The sequence below is a fragment of the Pedobacter namyangjuensis genome (genome assembly GCF_003313325.1).
GTDB lineage: Bacteria > Bacteroidota > Bacteroidia > Sphingobacteriales > Sphingobacteriaceae > Pedobacter > Pedobacter namyangjuensis.
In genome coordinates, this window is record NZ_QMHQ01000003.1 from 703,315 (window position 1) to 721,812 (window position 18,498).

Consider the following 18,498-nt stretch of genomic DNA (forward strand, 5'->3'; position numbering starts at 1 on the left):
AAAACAACAACAATGCATAACCCTAATAACTTTACTTTAAGCAACAACTTTAATGCGATTTCAAAAGTCGTATTGATTGTCATTCTTATTGTTAATATTATTCTGCTACTAGATAAGCAGCTAGGGTCGCTATAAACTGAATTATACTCAACAACCTAAAGCGTCCCGATTAAAAACGGGACGCTTTTTTTAAATAACCAAATTGAAAATGCAATACTACGATTCTAACTCGGTCATCTATTTAAACGGTTCTTTTGTTAAAGCCGCAGAGGCGAAAACAGATTTGTATGGTCAATCTCTACATTACGGCTTGGCTGCATTTGAGGGAATTAGAGCTTACAAAACCCATAACGCAACCAGAATTTTTAAGGCTGCAGCACATTTTGAGCGTTTGCAACGCTCATGCGAGTTGGTTGGAATCCCTTACCCATGGGATAATAAGGAACTGATTAAGAAAACGTATAGGTTGTTGGAAAAAAACAATTTGAAAGATGCTTATATACGTCCTCTAGTGTACAGCGATCCTAATATGACTTTAATTGCTCCCGAAAAAGCCAACATTATGATTTGTGCTTGGGAATGGGGCGCATATTTAGGCGATAAACAATTAAAAGTTTGCATTTCTCCTTTTCAAAGGCCAAACCCTAAATCAACTTTTGTTGAAGCAAAAATTAGTGGGCATTACGTAAACTCTATTTTAGCAACAACCGATGCTAAAAAACGAGGGTTTGACGAAGCTTTACTTTTAGACGCAAATGAAAACGTTGCTGAAGGTTCTGGCGCAAACATTTTCATCGAAAAAGGCGGAAAATTATATACGCCTGCATTAGGCAATATTTTAGCTGGTATTACTCGTGCAACAGTTATCGAGCTTTGCCATATGTTAGATATTGAGGTAATTGAAAAAACCATAAGTGTAGATCAATTGAAAAATGCCGACAGCGCTTTCTTTTGCGGAACTGCTGCAGAAATAATTGGAATCCATACTATTGACGATACCGTTTATCGCCAGAAGTGGAGCGACAGTATAGGTTCTACCATACAAAGAGCCTACAAAAACTTAGTATTAGAGAAAGTAAATTACGAGGTGATTATTTAAAAGATGTGAGAATTTAGATAATGAGATTTGATAAATGAGCATCAAGTAGCGAGTATCCAGTATCAAGACCAATGAACAATTGAACTAATGAACCAAACAATGAACGAAATCAATAAATACAGTAAAACATTTACACAAGATCCAACACAACCTGCGGCACAAGCCATGCTTTATGGAATTGGCTTAACCGATGCCGATATGGCTAAAGCACAAGTTGGCATTGCAAGTATGGGTTATGATGGGAATACATGCAACATGCACCTTAACGATTTGGCAAAGGATGTGAAAGCTGGTGTCTGGAAAAATGATTTAGTGGGTTTGGTTTTTAACACGATTGGTGTAAGCGATGGGATGAGCAACGGAACAGACGGCATGCGTTACTCGTTAGTTAGTCGTGATGTAATTGCCGATAGTATCGAAACCATTTGTGGTGGCCAATATTACGATGGCATCATTTCTATTCCGGGTTGCGATAAAAATATGCCAGGGGCGATAATGGCCATGGCTCGTTTAGATCGTCCTTCAATTATGGTTTATGGTGGCACAATTGCTCCAGGGCACTACAAAGGCGAAGAATTAAATATCGTTTCTGCTTTCGAAGCTTTAGGGCAGAAAATATGTGGCAATCTTTCTGAAGAAGATTATCAAGGGATTATTAAACATACTTGTCCGGGTGCAGGCGCATGTGGCGGTATGTACACAGCAAATACTATGGCATCGGCAATTGAGGCCTTAGGCATGAGCTTACCTTACTCGTCGTCAAACCCGGCCATTAGTGCAGAGAAAAAGCAAGAGTGCCTAGATGCTGGCAAATACATTAAAATCCTTTTAGAAAAAGATATTAAACCATCTGATATCATGACGAGAAAGGCATTCGAAAATGCAATTCGTTCGATCATTATTTTAGGTGGAAGTACGAATGCAGTTTTACATTTTATTGCAATGGGAAAAGCCATCGGCGTAGAAATTACGCAAGACGATTTCCAACGCATGAGCGATGTAACACCTGTTTTAGCCGACTTTAAACCAAGTGGAAAATACCTGATGCAAGATTTACATCAGTATGGCGGTATCCCAGCAGTGTTAAAATATTTATTGGACGAAGGCTTGCTACACGGAGACTGCCTAACCGTAACTGGAAAAACAGTAGCTGAGAATTTAGCGGATGTAAAATCGATTATGGATTACGATCAGAAAATCATCCAAAAACTAAGCGAGCCTATTAAAACCACTGGCCACCTGCAAATTCTTTACGGCAACTTGGCCGAGAAAGGTTCGGTTGCAAAAATATCTGGTAAAGAAGGCGAAAAATTTGAAGGCCCCGCTCGTGTATTCGATGGCGAACACGATTTAATCGCTGGTATTTCTAGCGGTCGCGTTAAACCTGGCGATGTGATTGTGATTAAGAACTCCGGTCCGGTTGGTGCACCGGGTATGCCCGAAATGTTAAAACCAACGTCTGCAATTATCGGAGCAGGATTAGGCAAATCTGTTGCATTAATTACAGATGGTCGTTTCTCTGGCGGAACCCACGGTTTTGTGGTTGGTCACATTACCCCCGAATCTTACAAAGGCGGTTTAATTGGTTTGGTTGAAGATGAAGATCGAGTTTTAATTGATGCGGTTAACAACATTATTAGCTTGCAAGTAAGCGAGGAAATTATCGCAGAGCGAAGAAAAAAATACATTCAACCTGCTTTAAAAGTTAATAAAGGCGTGCTTTACAAATATGCTAAAACAGTATCAGACGCAGCTAGTGGCTGTGTAACTGATGAATACTAAGGTAAAATAATGGTTCGTGGAGACACAAACCATGGCAAAAAATAGTCATCCCGACTAAAACCTAAATATTAAATGAGTTACTATGGGAATCATCAAAAGTATTCAAAGTAGAATTTATACAATTCGGGGTGAGAGAGTAATGTTAGATTTCGATTTGGCATCACTTTATGAAGTTGAAACAAAAGTGTTAAATCAAGCAGTTAAGCGTAATATTGAACGTTTTCCAGATGATTTTATGTTTAGGCTTTCCGAAAGTGAATGGGAAAGTATGCGGTCACAAATTGTGACCGCATATGAAGAAACCTCGAAACCATCATCGCGAATTGTAATGATTGGCCAAAATAAGAGAAATACAAGTATTACTCCTTACGCTTTTACAGAACAAGGCGTAGCGATGCTAAGTGGAGTTTTAAGAAGTGAAAGGGCGATTAACATGAATATTGCCATAATGAGAGCGTTTGTAGATGTTCGGAAAATTTTGCTCAAACAAAGCAACATTAATGAACAGTTACTAGAAATTAAAGAGCGACTTGGAGAACACGATGTTCAATTAAATGAGCTCTATGACGCAATGGATAATATGCTTGATGAAAAAATTGCTCAATTAACATGGAAAGATCGGGAGCGGATTGGGTTTAAAATAAAAGATAAATAGAACCACAAAAATATAAATATGGAAACTGCACAAGACACAATACAAACGGCCGAGGCTAAAGCAGAAACCTCAACAAAAACTTTTAAGGGAACAGGGTCTCAGGCTTTGCTAAACGGCTTGATAAGCGAAGGTGTTCATACTATTTTTGGTTATCCAGGTGGTGCGATTATGCCCATTTATGATGCACTATATGATTACGCAGATAAACTAACGCACATCTTGGTTCGCCACGAGCAAGGTGGCATACATGCTGCACAAGGTTTTGCTAGAACAAGTGGCCAAGTAGGTGTAGTTTTCGCTACAAGTGGACCAGGTGCAACAAATTTGGTCACGGGTTTAGCTGATGCTCAAATCGACAGTACTCCCCTAGTTTGTATCACAGGTCAAGTGTTTGCTCATTTATTAGGAACAGATGCTTTCCAAGAAACAGACGTAATTAACATTACAACTCCGGTAACGAAATGGAACTACCAGATTACCGATGCGAAGGAAATTCCGGAGGTTTTGGCTAAAGCTTTTTATATTGCTAAAAGTGGCCGACCTGGACCGGTATTAATAGATATTACCAAAAATGCTCAATTACAACTTGATGAGTTTCCAGAATACATCAAGTGCAACCACATCCGTTCATATAGGCCAAAACCAAAAGTTAGGATTGAGTATGTGGAGCAAGCAGCAAAGCTGATTAACGAAGCGAAAAAACCTTTTGTATTGTTTGGGCAAGGTGTAATTTTAGGTAAAGCCGAAGCAGAATTTAAAACCTTCATCGAAAAAGCGGGAATTCCATCTGCATGGACAATTATGGGCGAAGGTGCTATTCCTACAACCCATCCTTTAAATGTGGGCATGTTGGGTATGCATGGCAATTACGGTCCGAATGTATTAACTAACGAATGTGATGTTTTAATTGCTATAGGTATGCGTTTCGATGATCGTGTTACAGGTCGTTTAGATAAATATGCAAAACAGGCAAAAGTTATTCATTTAGATATTGACCCTGCTGAAATTGATAAAAACGTAAAGGCCGATGTTGGTGTTTGGGGTGATTGTAAAGAAACTTTGCCTTTGTTAACAAACTTAGTTAATGAGAGTAAACACGAAGATTGGCTGGCCTTATTTAGAGATTATAACCAGCAAGAAATAGATCAGGTAATTACGCCAGAGCTTTATCCACAGGGTGATGAAATGACGATGGGCGAAGTATTGCGCAACATTAACGAAATATGCGGTGGCGATGCAATTATTGTAACCGATGTTGGTCAGCACCAAATGGTGGCTTGCCGTTATGCAAAATTTAACAATACGCGTAGTAACGTAACTTCTGGTGGTTTAGGAACCATGGGCTTTGGTTTGCCGGCGGCGATTGGCGCTAAATATGGCGCTCCAGACAAAACGGTTATCGCCATTATTGGCGACGGTGGTTTTCAAATGACCCCACAAGAATTGGGTACCATTATGCAGTTTGGCGCCGAAGTAAAAATCTTGATTTTAAACAACCGTTTCTTAGGCATGGTGCGCCAGTGGCAACAATTATTCCATGACAAGCGCTATTCTTTTGTGAATATTACTAGTCCGGATTTTGTGGCTTTAGCAAAGGCATACTATATAGAAGCCGATAAAGTTGACGAGCGTGCAAACTTGAGAACGGCTTTAGAAACTATGATTAACCATAAAGGTTCGTACTTATTAGAAGTTATGGTTGGCAGGGAAAACAATGTGTTTCCGATGGTGCCACAGGGATGTAGCGTAAGTGAGATTAGATTAAAGTAATTAGAACAAGGATAAAGGAACAAAGATTAAAGACCAAGTTTTATACATCACATCTTTTATCAATGTTCTTTGCTCTTCACTCCATAAAAAAAATATCATGAGTACTGAAGATACTATAAAATACCAGCCAGCAAAAGCTGATTACGAAGGCAAGCAAGAATACAATATTATTGTTTACGCAGAAAACCGCATTGGTTTGCTTAATCGTATTGCTATTATCTTTTCTAAAAGGAAGATCAATATTGAAAGTTTAAATACTTCGCCTTCAGAGATTGAAGGGATACACAGGTTCAATATTGTAATTACAGAGAGTTATGAAGTAGTACGCAAATTGGCTCGTCAGATTGAAAAACAGGTAGAAGTTCTGAAAGTGTATTTTAATACTGCTGATGAAATTATCTGGCAAGAATTGGCGCTTTACAAAGTGTCGACCGATGAGATTGCGGAGAAAGTAACGGTAGAAAGATTACTTAGACAATATGGTGCAAGTGCAGTAGTAATCCGTAAGGATTATACCGTTTTTGCCGTAACTGGGCACAGAGAAGAAACTGATTCTTTGGTAAAAGCTTTAGAACCTTACGAACTGATTGAATTTGTACGCTCGGCAAGGGTGGCAATTATTAAAGACAGTGCGAGTTTCCACGAAAAACTGAAAGAGTTTGAAGCTTTTGAACCGGGAGAAGAACTAGTAGAAAATGAGTTTTTAGATAAAGGCGAGAAGATATTTACGATGTAGGAGAAAGTCGGGAAGACGGAAAGACAGAAAGTCGGAAAAGTTAGAACGACTGAGATTATCTCACCATATCTCGCGGACTTTTCGGACTTCCAGACTGAATTAACTAAACCTGATTGAAGCGAAAATACTTTTTCATGGTAAAATTGAAAAGATTGCCACATCGTTCCTCCTCGCAATGACGTAAAAGGAGCGAATGACATTGACAAAAAGATTGTAGCAAAAAGCAGGACTGCATAAGCCAAGAACTACTGACATTCATTTTCAAAAAAAGAAAGCTGAAAGACCAAGAATAAATAAAAAATAAAGCGAGAACAGCATGAGATTGCTTCGTACCTCGCAATGACGATTAAACTTAAATCAACCGATATAACATAAAAAACAATGGCAAATTATTTTAACACATTACCTCTTAGAGAAAAATTAAACCAATTAGGCGTATGCGATTTCATGGACAGTTCTGAATTTTTGGACGGCGTGAGTGCATTAAAAGGCAAAAAATTGGTGATTGTAGGTTGTGGCGCACAAGGCTTAAACCAAGGTTTAAATTTAAGAGATAGTGGTTTAGATGTAAGCTACACTTTACGTAAGGAAGCTATTGAGGGTAAAAGAGATAGCTGGAAAAATGCGACTGAAAACAATTTCAAAGTTGGTACTTACGAAGAATTAATCCCTACTGCTGATGTGGTAATTAACCTTACGCCAGATAAACAACACACTGCAGTTGTAAATGCAATTATGCCTTTGATGAAAGATGGCGCCACTTTATTGTACTCTCATGGTTTCAACATTGTGGAAGAAGGCATGCAAATACGTAAAGATTTAACGGTTATTATGGTGGCACCTAAATGCCCAGGTAGCGAAGTTAGAGCAGAGTATGTTCGCGGTTTTGGTGTACCTACTTTAATTGCGGTTCACCCTGAAAACGACCCACAAGGAAAAGGACTAGCACAAGCTAAAGCTTATTGTGTAGGTACAGGCGGTCACAGAGCTGGTGTTTTAAAATCATCTTTCGTTGCGGAGGTTAAATCTGATTTAATGGGTGAGCAAACCATTCTTTGTGGTTTATTGCAAACTGGTTCTATCCTATCTTTCGATAAAATGGTTGAAAAAGGAATTGATGCGGGTTACGCATCTAAACTGGTTCAATACGGTGTTGAAGTAATTACGGAAGCTTTAAAGCAAGGTGGTATTACTGCAATGATGGATAGATTGAGCAATGTTGCCAAAATCAAAGCTTTCGAAATTTCGGAAGAATTGAAAGACATCATGCGCCCGTTGTTTCAAAAACACCAGGATGATATCATGAGTGGCGAATTTAGTCGCACAATGATGGAAGATTGGGCTGCTGGCGATAAAAACCTGTTGAAATGGAGAGCTGAAACAGGCGAAACTGCTTTCGAAAAAACACCTGCCGGTGATGTTAAAATTGGTGAGCAGGAATATTTCAATAACTATTTATTGATGGTTGCTTTTGTTCGTGCTGGTGTTGAATTGGCTTTCGAAACAATGGTTCAGGCAGGTATCAAACCAGAATCTGCTTACTACGAATCGTTACACGAAACGCCACTTATTGCCAATACGATAGCTCGTAAAAAATTGTTCGAAATGAACCGCGTAATTTCTGATACTGCTGAATACGGCTGTTACTTATTCGATCAGGCTTGTAAACCATTATTGGCTGATTTCATGAAAAAAGTAGATACTGATTTAGTGGGTAAAAACTTTAACGAAGGCAAAGATGGCGCTGTTGATAACAGAAAATTAATTGATGTTAACGAGGCAATCCGCTCTCATGAAGTTGAACAAATTGGTGCTACTTTACGCAAGGCGATGACTGCAATGAAAGCGATTAAAACTGCATAGAATAAAAAAATGTCATCCTAAGCTTGTCGAAGGAATTCTTTTATTCTTTAAGAAGTCTTCGACAGGCTCAGACTGACAACATTAAATACAAAACAAAATGTCAAAAACATTAGTAGAAAAAATTTGGGATGCACACGTTGTAAAAAGTGAAGAGGGGTTTCCTGATATTTTATACATTGATACACACTTAATACATGAGGTAACTTCTCCGCAGGCCTTTGATGGCTTGCGGAAGAGGGGTTTGCCTGTTTTTCGTCCACAACAAACGGTGGCAACGGCCGACCATAATGTGCCAACTTTGAACCAGTTGTTGCCAATTAAAGAAGAGCTTTCTCGCTACCAGGTGGATATGCTAACTAAAAATTGTGCGGAATTTGGGATTGAACTTTATGGTTTAGGACATCCTTTTCAGGGAATTGTTCACGTAATTGGCCCGGAATTGGGTATTACACTACCGGGAAAAACGATGGTTTGTGGCGATAGTCACACGTCTACGCATGGTGCTTTCGGAGCAATTGCTTTCGGGATCGGAACATCGCAAGTGGAGCAGGTTTTTGCAACGCAATGTTTATTGCAGTCGAAACCTAAAACCATGAAAATTGAGGTCAACGGCGAACTCGGAAAAGGTGTTGGTGCAAAAGATATTATCCTTTACATCATCTCTCAGATTTCAGCAGCTGGTGGAACAGGATATTTTATCGAATATGCGGGTTCAGCAATTGAAAGTTTGAGCATGGAAGCCCGGATGACGATTTGCAACATGAGTATCGAAATGGGCGCTAGAGGCGGTTTAATTGCTCCAGACCAAACCACTTTCGATTACATTAAAGGTAGAGAATTTGCGCCAGTTGGCGAAGAATGGGACAAAGCCTTAGCTTATTGGAAAACATTGTATAGCGATGTTGATGCAAAATTTGATAGTGTGTTAACTTTCAAAGCAGAAGACATTGCGCCTATGATTACTTACGGAACCAACCCAGGAATGGGAATGGGCATCCAAGAGCATATTCCTGCAACTAATGCGCAACCTGAGAAAGAAAAACTTTCTTACCAAAAGGCTTTAGATTATATGGGCTTTGATGATGATGCGTCATTAATCGGCAAACCAGTTGATTACGTTTTCATAGGAAGTTGTACCAACTCTCGTATTGAAGATTTACGCGAAGTAGCTGATTTTGTAAAAGACAAACGCAAAGCGGATAACGTAACCGTTTGGATTGTTCCGGGTTCGAAACAAGTGGAGCAACAAGCAAAAAATGAAGGATTAGATAAAATTTTCGAAGCAGCTGGTTTCCAATTACGTGAGCCTGGCTGTAGTGCTTGTTTAGGTATGAATGAAGATAAAATCCCGGCAGGTAAATATTGTGTGTCAACTTCAAACAGAAATTTTGAAGGCAGACAGGGGCAAAATGCAAGAACCTTACTCGCTAGTCCGTTAACTGCTGCCGCTGCTGCAGTTACGGGAGTTATAACGGATGTGAGAGAGTTTTTAGCTGAAAGCTAAAAGCAGAAGATTAAAGCTTAGATGCTCTTAGGTTTCTTAAATCGTAAAAAATAAAATAAGTAGAGATGCCAGAAATAGTTTGGGATAGTAAATTATACGATAAGCAACATCACTTTGTATCTGATTACGGTGCAGATGTTTTGCAATGGCTTGCACCAAGACCGGGTGAAGATATTTTGGACGTTGGCTGTGGAACAGGTCAGCTGGCAGCGCAAATGGCCGAAATTGGTGCAGAGGTTTTTGGCATAGACGCCTCTACAGACATGATTGCCACAGCAAAAGCGAGCCATCCAAATATCGGTTTTGAGGTTGTTGATGCGACCAAATTGCCTTACAAAAACTTGTTCGATGCCATTTTTAGTAATGCTACTTTTCATTGGATAGAAGACCAACCCGCTTTAATAGAGGGATTGTATAATGCACTAAAACCTAAAGGAAGATTGGTTGCAGAATTTGGTGGCAAAGGAAATGTAAAAAGTATAACCGATGCAATTAGCGTTGCTGCTAAAAATCTTGGACTTTCAGCTAAATTGATTAACGATTTTTGGTACTTCCCTTCTATTTCAACCTATACAACCTTACTAGAGGATCGTGGTTTCGAAGTGGAACAAGCTTGGCTTTTTGACAGACCGACAAAATTAACAGGCGAAGATGGGATGTTAAAATGGATCAATCAATTTGCCACCCATGCATTTAAAAATTTAACAAGCGACGAAGCGGAGGCTATTAAAAGTTTAGCAATAGAAATCTTAAAGCCAAAGTTTTTTAATAAAGGTGAATGGACAGCAGACTACAGAAGATTGAGAATTAAAGCTTGGAAAAGATAAAAGAACAAGGAGCAAAGAGTAAAGAGTAAAGACACAGTCTAAAATTCTAATCTCTCTGAACTAAATACTAGTTAGATGAAAAAATTCACAAAATTAACTTCGGCAATAGTGCCGTTAAATATAGAAAACATAGATACCGACCAGATTATTCCTGCAAGGTTCTTAAAAGCTACTACTCGTGAGGGTTTTGGCGAAAATTTGTTCCGCGATTGGCGTTACGAAAATGACAATAGTCCTAAAGCTGATTTCGTTTTAAACGACCCAACTTACAGCGGTCAGATTTTGGTTGCTGGTAAAAATTTTGGTTGTGGCAGTAGTCGCGAGCACGCTGCCTGGGCTATTCAAGATGCAGGTTTTGATGCAGTTATTAGCAGTTTTTTTGCAGATATTTTTAAAGGAAATGCGCTAAACAATGGTTTACTTCCTATTCAAGTAAGCGAGGAGTTTTTAGCGCAAATTTTTAACGCAGTTGAGAATGATGCAAAATCTCCGTTAGTAGTTGATTTAGAAAATCAAACTGTTACAATCGTTGAAACTGGAAAATCAGAGGGTTTTGAAATTAATCCTTATAAAAAATCTTGTTTAATTAACGGCTATGATGATATCGATTTTATTTTGGCGCAAAAGGGATTGATTGAGGAATTTGAGAAAAGCTAAAAAACTAAAGCTTAAAGCACAAAGCTAATACACACGTCGTTGCGAGGTACGAAGCAATCCTACAAAATCGCTAGGTTCTTTAATCCATCGCTCAAGATTGCTTCGTACCTCGCAATGACGATTAAACAACACAAAGATTAATAAAACTCAGGTGCCCTTAGGTTTCTAAGGTGGTAAAAAAATAAAAATGCAACCATTAGTCAACATTCAAAATTTAAGCCTTAAATACCAACAGAAGTCGGTGTTAACGGATTTGAATTGGACTATCAATTGTGGTGAAAATTGGGTATTGACAGGCACTAGTGGAAGTGGAAAAACTTCGTTAGCTAAAATTATTGCCGGACAACAAAATGCAGTTAGGGAAGTAAAAATTAATTTCAATTCGAATAGCAACCTACCTGCAGAAGTTTTATTTGTAGACAGTTGGTATCAGTTTAAAAACTTAGAAGGCGTTGCAAATTTCTATTATCAACAACGGTATACCAGCCAGCAGGCCAAAGATACGTTAACCGTTCATGCCGAATTGGTGGGCTATGGCAAAGAAAAAGGTCTTCACTTAAATCAAGTAGAACCAATTTTAGAAGCGTTAAACTTCTCCTCTTTCGCCAGTTCTCAACTAATCGAATTATCTAGTGGAGAGCACAAAAAACTGCAATTGGTTAAGGCCTTATGGTTAAAGCCCCAATTGTTAATTATAGACCAGCCCTACACTGGTTTAGATGCATTGTCTCGCAAAAACCTAAATGTATTACTAGATAAGATTGCAGAAGAGGGTGTTCAGTTAATTTTAATCTCTAACGATGATGAGTTACCGTACGCCGTAAATCGCTTTGCGGAAATAATAGACGGACAACTATTAGAAATTGAAGCGTTTAAAGGAACTCTTACCGTAGAAAATAAATCGAAAGAAATACCAGACTTTTTAAAGTCCTCTCCTATTTATTCATCAGAACAAATAGCCAAAATGGTTGATGTAAACATTAGCTATGGCGATAAACAAGTTTTAAAAAACATCAATTGGGAAATTAAAGCTGGCGAAAAATGGTTATTGCAAGGACATAACGGATCTGGCAAATCAACTTTGCTAAGTTTAATTAATGGCGATCACCCACAATCTTACGCTAATGAACTTTACCTTTTTGGCAACAAAAGAGGTAGTGGCGAAAGCATTTGGGATATTAAACAGCATATTGGCTTAATCTCTCCAGAATTTCATTGGTATTTTGATGCTTCGGCCACGGTTTGGCAAAGCATCGCCTCTGGCTTTTATGATACGGTAGGTTTGTTTCAGCAATTACCTTACAGCAAAAGCCAGCAAGTAGATGAGCTAATCGAGTATTTTGAGTTAACGGAGAACAAAAACGAGCTATTAAATCATCTTCCTTTAGGCAAACAAAGACTGGTTTTGCTAGCAAGAACCATTATAAAAAACCCTGAGTTGTTGATTTTAGACGAGCCTTGCCAAGGTTTAGATCAACAGCAAACGCAATATTTTAACCAACTGATTGACGAGTTATGTGCGAATGGCATGACTGTAATCTACGTTGGCCATTTTGATACCCAACTACCTAAAACCCTAACAAATAAATTAGTACTGAGCCAAGGCAAAGTAATAGAAAATACAAAAGCATACAAAAAACAATTAGTATCATGAAGAAGCATATTTTAGTTATTCCTGGAGATGGAATAGGACCAGAAGTTACCCAATGGGGAAAAGCAGCATTAACGCACATTGCCGAAGCTTTCGGTCATGATTTTACTTTTGATGAGGCACTCATGGGTCACGTTGCAATTGAGGCTACTGGAAATCCGCTACCTGAAGAAACGCTGGCCAAGGCAAAAGAAAGTGATGCTATTCTATTTGGTGCTGTTGGCCATGCAAAATATGATAACGATCCTTCGTTAAAAGTACGACCAGAACAAGGTTTGTTAAAAATTAGAAAAGAGCTGGGTTTGTATGCTAACCTGCGCCCTATTTTATTGTTTGACGAACTATTGCACGCGTCGAGCATAAAACCAGGAATTTTAAAAGGAACCGATATTTTGTTCTTTAGAGAATTAACAGGCGATGTTTACTTTGGCGAAAAAAATCGCTCAGAAGATAGAAACACTGCATCAGACTTGATGATTTATCATAAATATGAAGTTGAACGTATTGCGCACAAAGCTTACCAAGCTGCACAAACCCGTAGTAAAAAACTTTGTTCGGTAGATAAAGCTAATGTTTTAGAGAGCTCTCGTTTATGGAGAGAAACCGTACAGGAAATTGCTAAACAATATCCTGATGTAGAAACTACGCACATGTTTATCGATAACGCTGCCATGCAGTTAATTAAAGACCCAAAACAATTTGACGTAGTTCTAACTGCTAATTTATTTGGTGATATTTTGACCGATGAAGCTTCGCAAATTGCTGGTTCTATGGGTATGCTTGCTTCTGCGTCTATTGGCGATGGCACTGGGTTTTTCGAACCAATTCACGGTTCGGCACATGATATTACCGGCAAAGATTTAGCAAACCCACTGGCCTCTATCCTATCGGCGGCACTCATGCTAGAAATTAGTTTTGGGCTTAAGGAAGAAGCAAAAACATTGGTTGACGCAGTTGATTTAGTTTTAAAAGAAGGTTTTAGAACCAACGATATAGCAGACTCGACCACAAACAGATACAAAGTACTCGGCACTCAAGAAATGGGAAAATTAGTACTTAAATTTTTATCACAAAAGTTAAACACCACAACACAAGCATAAAATGATACACGATCCGAATAAAGTCTATATTTTTGACACAACCTTAAGAGATGGCGAACAGGTACCTGGTTGCCAGTTAGATACGAATCAGAAAATTGAAATTGCTAAAGCGCTTGAGTTGCTTGGTGTTGATGTGATTGAAGCTGGTTTCCCAATTTCTAGTCCAGGTGACTTCCAAAGCGTGGTAGAATTATCAAAAGCAATTAAAAACCCTACAATTTGTGCCTTAACCCGTGCAATTAAAGGTGACATTGATGTTGCTGCCGAGTCTTTAAAGTATGCGAAACATCCTCGTATTCATACTGGAATTGGTGCATCGGATATGCACATTAAATACAAATTTAATAGTACACGCGAACAGATTTTGGAACGAGCAGTTGAAGCGGTAAAATACGCCAAAAAATTTGTAGAGGATGTTGAATTTTATGCAGAAGATGCCGGAAGAGCCGACAACGCATTTTTAGCGCAAATGATTGAAGCCGTTATTGCAGCAGGTGCAACTGTGGTTAATATTCCGGATACTAATGGATACTGTTTACCAGATCAATACGGGGCGAAAATTCTGTACTTAAAGGAAAACGTTAAAAACATAGACCAAGCAATTATTTCTGTACATTGCCATAACGATTTAGGTTTGGCTACTGCAAATAGCATAGCTGGGGTGGTTAACGGCGCTCGACAAATTGAGTGTACCATTAATGGTATTGGCGAGAGAGCTGGCAACACCGCTTTGGAAGAAGTTTCAATGATTTTGAAAACACACAGTTTAGGTTTGCATACAGGTATTAACAGCAAACACTTTACAGAAATTAGTGGCATGGTTAGTCGTATGATGCACATGCCAGTACAACCGAATAAAGCCATTATCGGTAAAAATGCCTTTGCGCACAGTTCTGGCATTCATCAAGATGGGTTTTTAAAACACCGCGAAAATTACGAGATTATTAACCCTGAAGATGTTGGACTAAACAGTGCTGATATTATATTGACTGCCCGTAGCGGTCGCCACGCTCTAAAGCACCATTTAGAACGTTTAGCTTACGATGTAGAAAAAATAAATATTGATGATGTTTACGAACGCTTTTTAGTTTTAGCTGATGAAAAAAAGGACATTACCGATGATGATTTGCTTTTTTTAATGAGCGATGGCGAAACGGATTCTTATAAAAATGGCTACAAATTAAACTTACTTCAAGTAGTTTGCGGAGATTTGGTTAATCCTACGGCAACCATTAAACTACAGCACGAAGGTGTAGAAAAAGAGGCCAAAGCCGAAGGAAATGGTCCTGTAGATGCGACAATAAATGCAATTGTAAGTATAATTGATAAGGATATTACACTTAAGGAATTTACAATACAGGCTATGCATGGCGGTAGCGATGATGTAAGTAAAGTAAATATGAAGGTTGATTTTGAAGGTAAATCTTTTGTAGGTTACGGTTTTAGCACTGATATTGTAAAGGCTTCTGCAAATGCATATTTAGATGCAATTAATAAGTTTTTGTAGTTGAGTAGCGAAGAACAAGGAGCGAAGATAAAAGAACAAACAGCAAGGAACAAGGAACAAGGAACAAGGAGCAAAGATAAAGGAGCAAGGAGCCGAGAGTAAAGATAAATCGTCATTGCTAGGTACAGCCTGTCGCGATTTGTTGAGAAAGCAATCGTAAAAACGAAAGGTAAGATTCTTTGTAGAGATAATGCTTCTATGTAGCAATGAAGCCCGTAACTTAAACCTGATTGCAGTGGAAATACTTTTTACCAAATCCCCTTTAGGGGATTTAGTGGTAAAAAGATTGTAGCGGAAAGCAGGATTGACATAACGAAAAAGCACAGGAACCTGCTTTTCAAAAAAATTATTAAAACATTTACACAACACTAAAAGCCCATTAAGGGTTTGGGTTAGAATATGAATAACACGATAGCAAATACACTAGATTTTAGTTCTGCATCTCAGCGGTTAAAAGGCGTTGTAAAACGTACGCCTTTGGAGTTTAACGCGGGTTTATCTTCTTTTTACAATGCAAATATTTATTTGAAAAGAGAAGATTTGCAAATTGTTAGATCATATAAATTACGTGGTGCCTATAATAAAATAAGCTCTTTACCTGAAAGCGATTTAGTTAACGGCGTAGTCTGTGCTAGTGCTGGAAACCATGCGCAAGGTGTTGCTTATTCTTGCAAAAAGCTAGGCATAAAAGGTGTTATTTTTATGCCAGAGATTACACCAAAACAGAAGGTTAAACAAACCTATATGTTTGGTGGCGATAATGTAGAGGTGGTTTTAGTTGGCGATACTTTTGATGATTGCCTAAAAGAAGCCTTGGCTTACAGTGCCGAAAAATCTGCGACATTTATTCCTCCTTTTGATGATGAAAAAGTAATTGAAGGGCAAGCAACTGTTGGCGTAGAAATTTTTGAAGACCTGCCCGATTTGGATATGATTGTGATGCCGGTTGGTGGTGGCGGTTTGGCTTCTGGCGTAAGCGCTTACATGAAAACCGTTAAACCAGATGTAAAACTGGTTGGTGTTGAACCTTTAGGTGCGCCTTCTATGGTTACTGCAATGGAACATGGCGGACCTTATACGTTGGATGAAATTGACAGGTTTGTTGATGGTGCAGCGGTGAAAAGAATTGGGCACATAACTTACGAGTACTGCAAGCAGTTGCTCGATCAAATGCATTTAATTCCGGAAGGAAAAATTTGCACTACCATATTAAAACTCTACAACGAAGACGCAATTGTGGTTGAACCAGCTGGCGCACTTTCTGTGGCAGCGCTTGAACAACTGAAAGATCAAATTGAAGGAAAAACGGTTGTTTGTATTGTTAGCGGTGGCAATAACGATATCGAAAGAATGCAAGAAATTAAAGAAAAATCTTTACTATTTGAAGGTTTGAAGCATTATTTCATTGTTCGTTTTCCGCAGAGACCAGGTGCCTTGAAGCTTTTTGTGAACGAGGTTTTAGGTCCGCAGGATGATATTACCCGATTTGAATTTATTAAAAAAACGAATAGGGAAAATGGCCCCGCCCTAGTGGGTATCGAGCTGACTAATAAAAATGATTATACGAGCTTGGTACAACGGATGAAAGAATTTAAATTTGAGATTATCGAATTAAATCAGGATCAAACTTTGTTTGAATATCTGGTTTAAAAATTCGTCATGCTGCATTTAGTTCAGCATCTGTGCAAAAAATTTAAAGAAATGAATTTTAAAGATTTAAGCAACAAAACCCTAATTGCCGACAATGATATTGATTGGGAAGATTTAGGCGCTGGCGTAAAACGAAAAATTATGGCTTATGATGATAGCCTAATGTTGGTAAAGGTAGCGTTTGAAAAAGGTGCCGTTGGAACTATACACAACCATCCGCATTTACAGATGAGTTACGTAGCTAAAGGTAGTTTTGAGGTTACCATGGCTGATGATAAAAAAATGCTTAATGAAGGTGATGTATTCTTCGCTCCTAGCAATGTTTTCCACGGTGTGATTTGTTTAGAAGACGGCTTATTAATAGATATTTTCAACCCGCACCGGGAAGATTTTGTAAAGTAAAGACCAAGTTGTTTATTACCACCTAAGGTAACCTAAGAATTTTTATAATTACCAAGCTAACTCAGGTTGCTAATGTGGCTGAAAAAATTATTCAAAAACTAACCTTACATTTTTATAGCCCAAACCTTCTATAATTGGTTTGAGTACACTTGTTGCGTTGGTTTTAGTTTGTGCTAAAATATTCGATTTTTTGACCTCGTCTGTTAGCTTTCGCTCTGCTTCTTTATAAGCCGCATCTACAAGATCAGCTTCCCTAAAAAATGCCATCTTTGTATCGTAAACCCTAGATTTTTTATGGTCTATTTTAACATAGCAAATCTCAGGTTCGGGCAATACGATTACTGCGGTGTCTGCCTCTACATTAATATTTTCTCTGGTAATTTTTGTTAAATCGATACAACCAACTGCTTCTGCTTTAATTATGAGCAAAACACTAGCTTCTGGCAAAAAATCGGTTTTGGCTTTATGCTCAAGAACATCGCTAATTTGGTAACGAACTAATTCTAGTTTACCGATAGCTTCTATTTTTTCTACTAACAGTTGATGCTTGTTTTCTACCGATGTGCTAATGCTGAATGTTTTTGTAAGAAACAAATAACCTGCAACAATTAGCAAAACCCAAGGTAAAATTTGAAAGATTCTTTTCATATCGATTTGCAAATGCAATTATTACACCAAAATAAAGCAAATAAGTAAAGCAAAAGAAGATTCGACCACCTAAGGGATTTTAGCAAACCTAAGACGTATTATTTGACATACTACTAAAGTGTTCTTAGGTTTCTAAGGTGATTTCATGAACGACTACGCTTTAATTAAATTGCAACATTTACGCTACCAATAAAATATAATTAAGCACGTAAGTTTTTGGCAGTAGTTTTGTATTACGAAAAGTACAAACACACAAATAACCACACAAATCATGAAAAGAATAACCCTACTCCTACTTTGCATTGCCACACTAGGTTTGGCGTCTTGCAAAAAAGACACTATTATTAATCAAACTACACCAAACAGAACAATTGTTTTTGACATAAACCCAAATAGATGGGTTTTAGAAAATGGTGCATACTACCTTGATTTAAACATTCCCGAAATTGATGACATCAATTTCTATGATGAAGGTATACTTGTTTACACCGCTACTCCAAATTATACGAACTATTATCAATTACCGTATGGCCAAATGGACTATGAAGCTCATATTGGCGGTATCTCGATAAGCAGAGCAACGTTACCGACAACGCCTATTAGAATAAAAGTTGTTCTCGTAGCAGCCGAAAACGTTACTTAAAAGA

At 38.3% G+C, this 18,498-nt stretch carries 16 protein-coding genes; 15 read left to right on the forward strand and 1 reads right to left on the reverse strand.

The genetic code is table 11. The annotated features are described in order from the left end of the window. Positions 1-208 precede the first annotated feature (208 nt). The 14 genes from DUT69_RS14920 (at position 209) to DUT69_RS14985 (ending at position 17,203) form a co-directional block, all read left to right on the forward strand. Positions 209-1,099 (forward strand): branched-chain amino acid transaminase, encoded by an 891-nt coding sequence (locus DUT69_RS14920; RefSeq protein ID WP_113654037.1) that lies wholly within the window; start codon positions 209-211, stop codon positions 1,097-1,099. A 99-nt stretch (positions 1,100-1,198) separates the two neighbouring features. After that, a complete protein-coding gene (gene ilvD, locus DUT69_RS14925; protein WP_113654202.1) occupies positions 1,199-2,881 on the forward strand; it encodes a dihydroxy-acid dehydratase in 1,683 nt (560 codons plus the stop codon). Positions 2,882-2,963: 82 nt separating this feature from the next. After that, positions 2,964-3,536 (forward strand): ORF6N domain-containing protein, encoded by a 573-nt coding sequence (locus DUT69_RS14930; protein WP_113654038.1) that lies wholly within the window; start codon positions 2,964-2,966, stop codon positions 3,534-3,536. 18 nt (positions 3,537-3,554) lie between these two features. Next, positions 3,555-5,306 carry a biosynthetic-type acetolactate synthase large subunit gene (gene ilvB, locus DUT69_RS14935; RefSeq protein ID WP_113654039.1) on the forward strand — a complete coding sequence of 584 codons (1,752 nt, stop codon included), beginning with the start codon at positions 3,555-3,557 and terminating at the stop codon, positions 5,304-5,306. 97 nt (positions 5,307-5,403) lie between these two features. Beyond that, positions 5,404-6,042, forward strand: coding sequence for an acetolactate synthase small subunit (gene ilvN, locus DUT69_RS14940; RefSeq protein WP_113654040.1), 639 nt, complete (start codon positions 5,404-5,406; stop codon positions 6,040-6,042). A 381-nt stretch (positions 6,043-6,423) separates the two neighbouring features. Then, positions 6,424-7,905, forward strand: coding sequence for a ketol-acid reductoisomerase (gene ilvC / locus DUT69_RS14945; RefSeq protein WP_113654041.1), 1,482 nt, complete (start codon positions 6,424-6,426; stop codon positions 7,903-7,905). Between the two features lie 97 nt (positions 7,906-8,002). Next, entirely contained in the window at positions 8,003-9,409 is a 1,407-nt protein-coding gene (leuC, locus tag DUT69_RS14950; RefSeq protein ID WP_113654042.1) for a 3-isopropylmalate dehydratase large subunit, read from the forward strand. A 65-nt stretch (positions 9,410-9,474) separates the two neighbouring features. Further along, positions 9,475-10,236, forward strand: a complete 762-nt coding sequence (locus DUT69_RS14955; RefSeq protein ID WP_113654043.1) for a class I SAM-dependent methyltransferase — start codon at positions 9,475-9,477, stop codon at positions 10,234-10,236. Between the two features lie 75 nt (positions 10,237-10,311). Further along, positions 10,312-10,893, forward strand: a complete 582-nt coding sequence (gene leuD / locus DUT69_RS14960; RefSeq protein WP_113654044.1) for a 3-isopropylmalate dehydratase small subunit — start codon at positions 10,312-10,314, stop codon at positions 10,891-10,893. A 187-nt stretch (positions 10,894-11,080) separates the two neighbouring features. Continuing rightward, positions 11,081-12,547 (forward strand): ATP-binding cassette domain-containing protein, encoded by a 1,467-nt coding sequence (locus tag DUT69_RS14965; RefSeq protein WP_205314280.1) that lies wholly within the window; start codon positions 11,081-11,083, stop codon positions 12,545-12,547. After that, positions 12,544-13,644: a 3-isopropylmalate dehydrogenase gene (gene leuB, locus DUT69_RS14970; protein WP_113654046.1), complete on the forward strand. Its 1,101-nt coding sequence runs from the start codon at positions 12,544-12,546 to the stop codon at positions 13,642-13,644. The genes DUT69_RS14965 and leuB overlap by 4 nt, the downstream gene beginning before the upstream one ends. A gap of 1 nt (position 13,645) precedes the next feature. Further along, positions 13,646-15,151 (forward strand): 2-isopropylmalate synthase, encoded by a 1,506-nt coding sequence (locus DUT69_RS14975; protein WP_113654047.1) that lies wholly within the window; start codon positions 13,646-13,648, stop codon positions 15,149-15,151. Between the two features lie 399 nt (positions 15,152-15,550). Beyond that, on the forward strand, positions 15,551-16,801 hold the full coding sequence (gene ilvA, locus DUT69_RS14980; RefSeq protein ID WP_113654048.1) for a threonine ammonia-lyase IlvA: 1,251 nt from the start codon (positions 15,551-15,553) through the stop codon (positions 16,799-16,801). 51 nt (positions 16,802-16,852) lie between these two features. Further along, the gene (locus tag DUT69_RS14985; RefSeq protein WP_113654203.1) at positions 16,853-17,203 is read left to right on the forward strand and encodes a cupin domain-containing protein; all 351 of its coding nucleotides are present in this window, start codon (positions 16,853-16,855) and stop codon (positions 17,201-17,203) included. Between the two features lie 87 nt (positions 17,204-17,290). Here DUT69_RS14985 and DUT69_RS14990 read toward each other — a convergent pair whose 3' ends face one another. Beyond that, complete coding sequence (locus DUT69_RS14990) at positions 17,291-17,851, reverse strand: DUF4230 domain-containing protein (protein ID WP_113654049.1); 561 nt, start codon at positions 17,849-17,851, stop codon at positions 17,291-17,293. 271 nt (positions 17,852-18,122) lie between these two features. Here DUT69_RS14990 and DUT69_RS14995 point away from each other — a divergent pair, with 271 nt between their 5' ends. Further along, the gene (locus DUT69_RS14995; protein WP_113654050.1) at positions 18,123-18,494 is read left to right on the forward strand and encodes a hypothetical protein; all 372 of its coding nucleotides are present in this window, start codon (positions 18,123-18,125) and stop codon (positions 18,492-18,494) included. The last annotated feature ends 4 nt before the right edge of the window (positions 18,495-18,498 follow it).

Excerpts from the sequence above, each read along its gene's own strand:
- DUT69_RS14920 (WP_113654037.1), top strand. The coding sequence starts at position 209 with ATGCAATACTACGATTCTAACTCGGTCATCTATTTAAACGGTTCTTTT.
- ilvD (WP_113654202.1), top strand. The coding sequence starts at position 1,199 with ATGAACGAAATCAATAAATACAGTAAAACATTTACACAAGATCCAACA.
- DUT69_RS14930 (WP_113654038.1), top strand. The coding sequence starts at position 2,964 with ATGGGAATCATCAAAAGTATTCAAAGTAGAATTTATACAATTCGGGGT.
- ilvB (WP_113654039.1), top strand. The coding sequence starts at position 3,555 with ATGGAAACTGCACAAGACACAATACAAACGGCCGAGGCTAAAGCAGAA.
- ilvN (WP_113654040.1), top strand. The coding sequence starts at position 5,404 with ATGAGTACTGAAGATACTATAAAATACCAGCCAGCAAAAGCTGATTAC.
- ilvC (WP_113654041.1), top strand. The coding sequence starts at position 6,424 with ATGGCAAATTATTTTAACACATTACCTCTTAGAGAAAAATTAAACCAA.
- leuC (WP_113654042.1), top strand. The coding sequence starts at position 8,003 with ATGTCAAAAACATTAGTAGAAAAAATTTGGGATGCACACGTTGTAAAA.
- DUT69_RS14955 (WP_113654043.1), top strand. The coding sequence starts at position 9,475 with ATGCCAGAAATAGTTTGGGATAGTAAATTATACGATAAGCAACATCAC.
- leuD (WP_113654044.1), top strand. The coding sequence starts at position 10,312 with ATGAAAAAATTCACAAAATTAACTTCGGCAATAGTGCCGTTAAATATA.
- DUT69_RS14965 (WP_205314280.1), top strand. The coding sequence starts at position 11,081 with ATGCAACCATTAGTCAACATTCAAAATTTAAGCCTTAAATACCAACAG.
- leuB (WP_113654046.1), top strand. The coding sequence starts at position 12,544 with ATGAAGAAGCATATTTTAGTTATTCCTGGAGATGGAATAGGACCAGAA.
- DUT69_RS14975 (WP_113654047.1), top strand. The coding sequence starts at position 13,646 with ATGATACACGATCCGAATAAAGTCTATATTTTTGACACAACCTTAAGA.
- ilvA (WP_113654048.1), top strand. The coding sequence starts at position 15,551 with ATGAATAACACGATAGCAAATACACTAGATTTTAGTTCTGCATCTCAG.
- DUT69_RS14985 (WP_113654203.1), top strand. The coding sequence starts at position 16,853 with ATGAATTTTAAAGATTTAAGCAACAAAACCCTAATTGCCGACAATGAT.
- DUT69_RS14990 (WP_113654049.1), bottom strand. The coding sequence starts at position 17,851 with ATGAAAAGAATCTTTCAAATTTTACCTTGGGTTTTGCTAATTGTTGCA.
- DUT69_RS14995 (WP_113654050.1), top strand. The coding sequence starts at position 18,123 with ATGAAAAGAATAACCCTACTCCTACTTTGCATTGCCACACTAGGTTTG.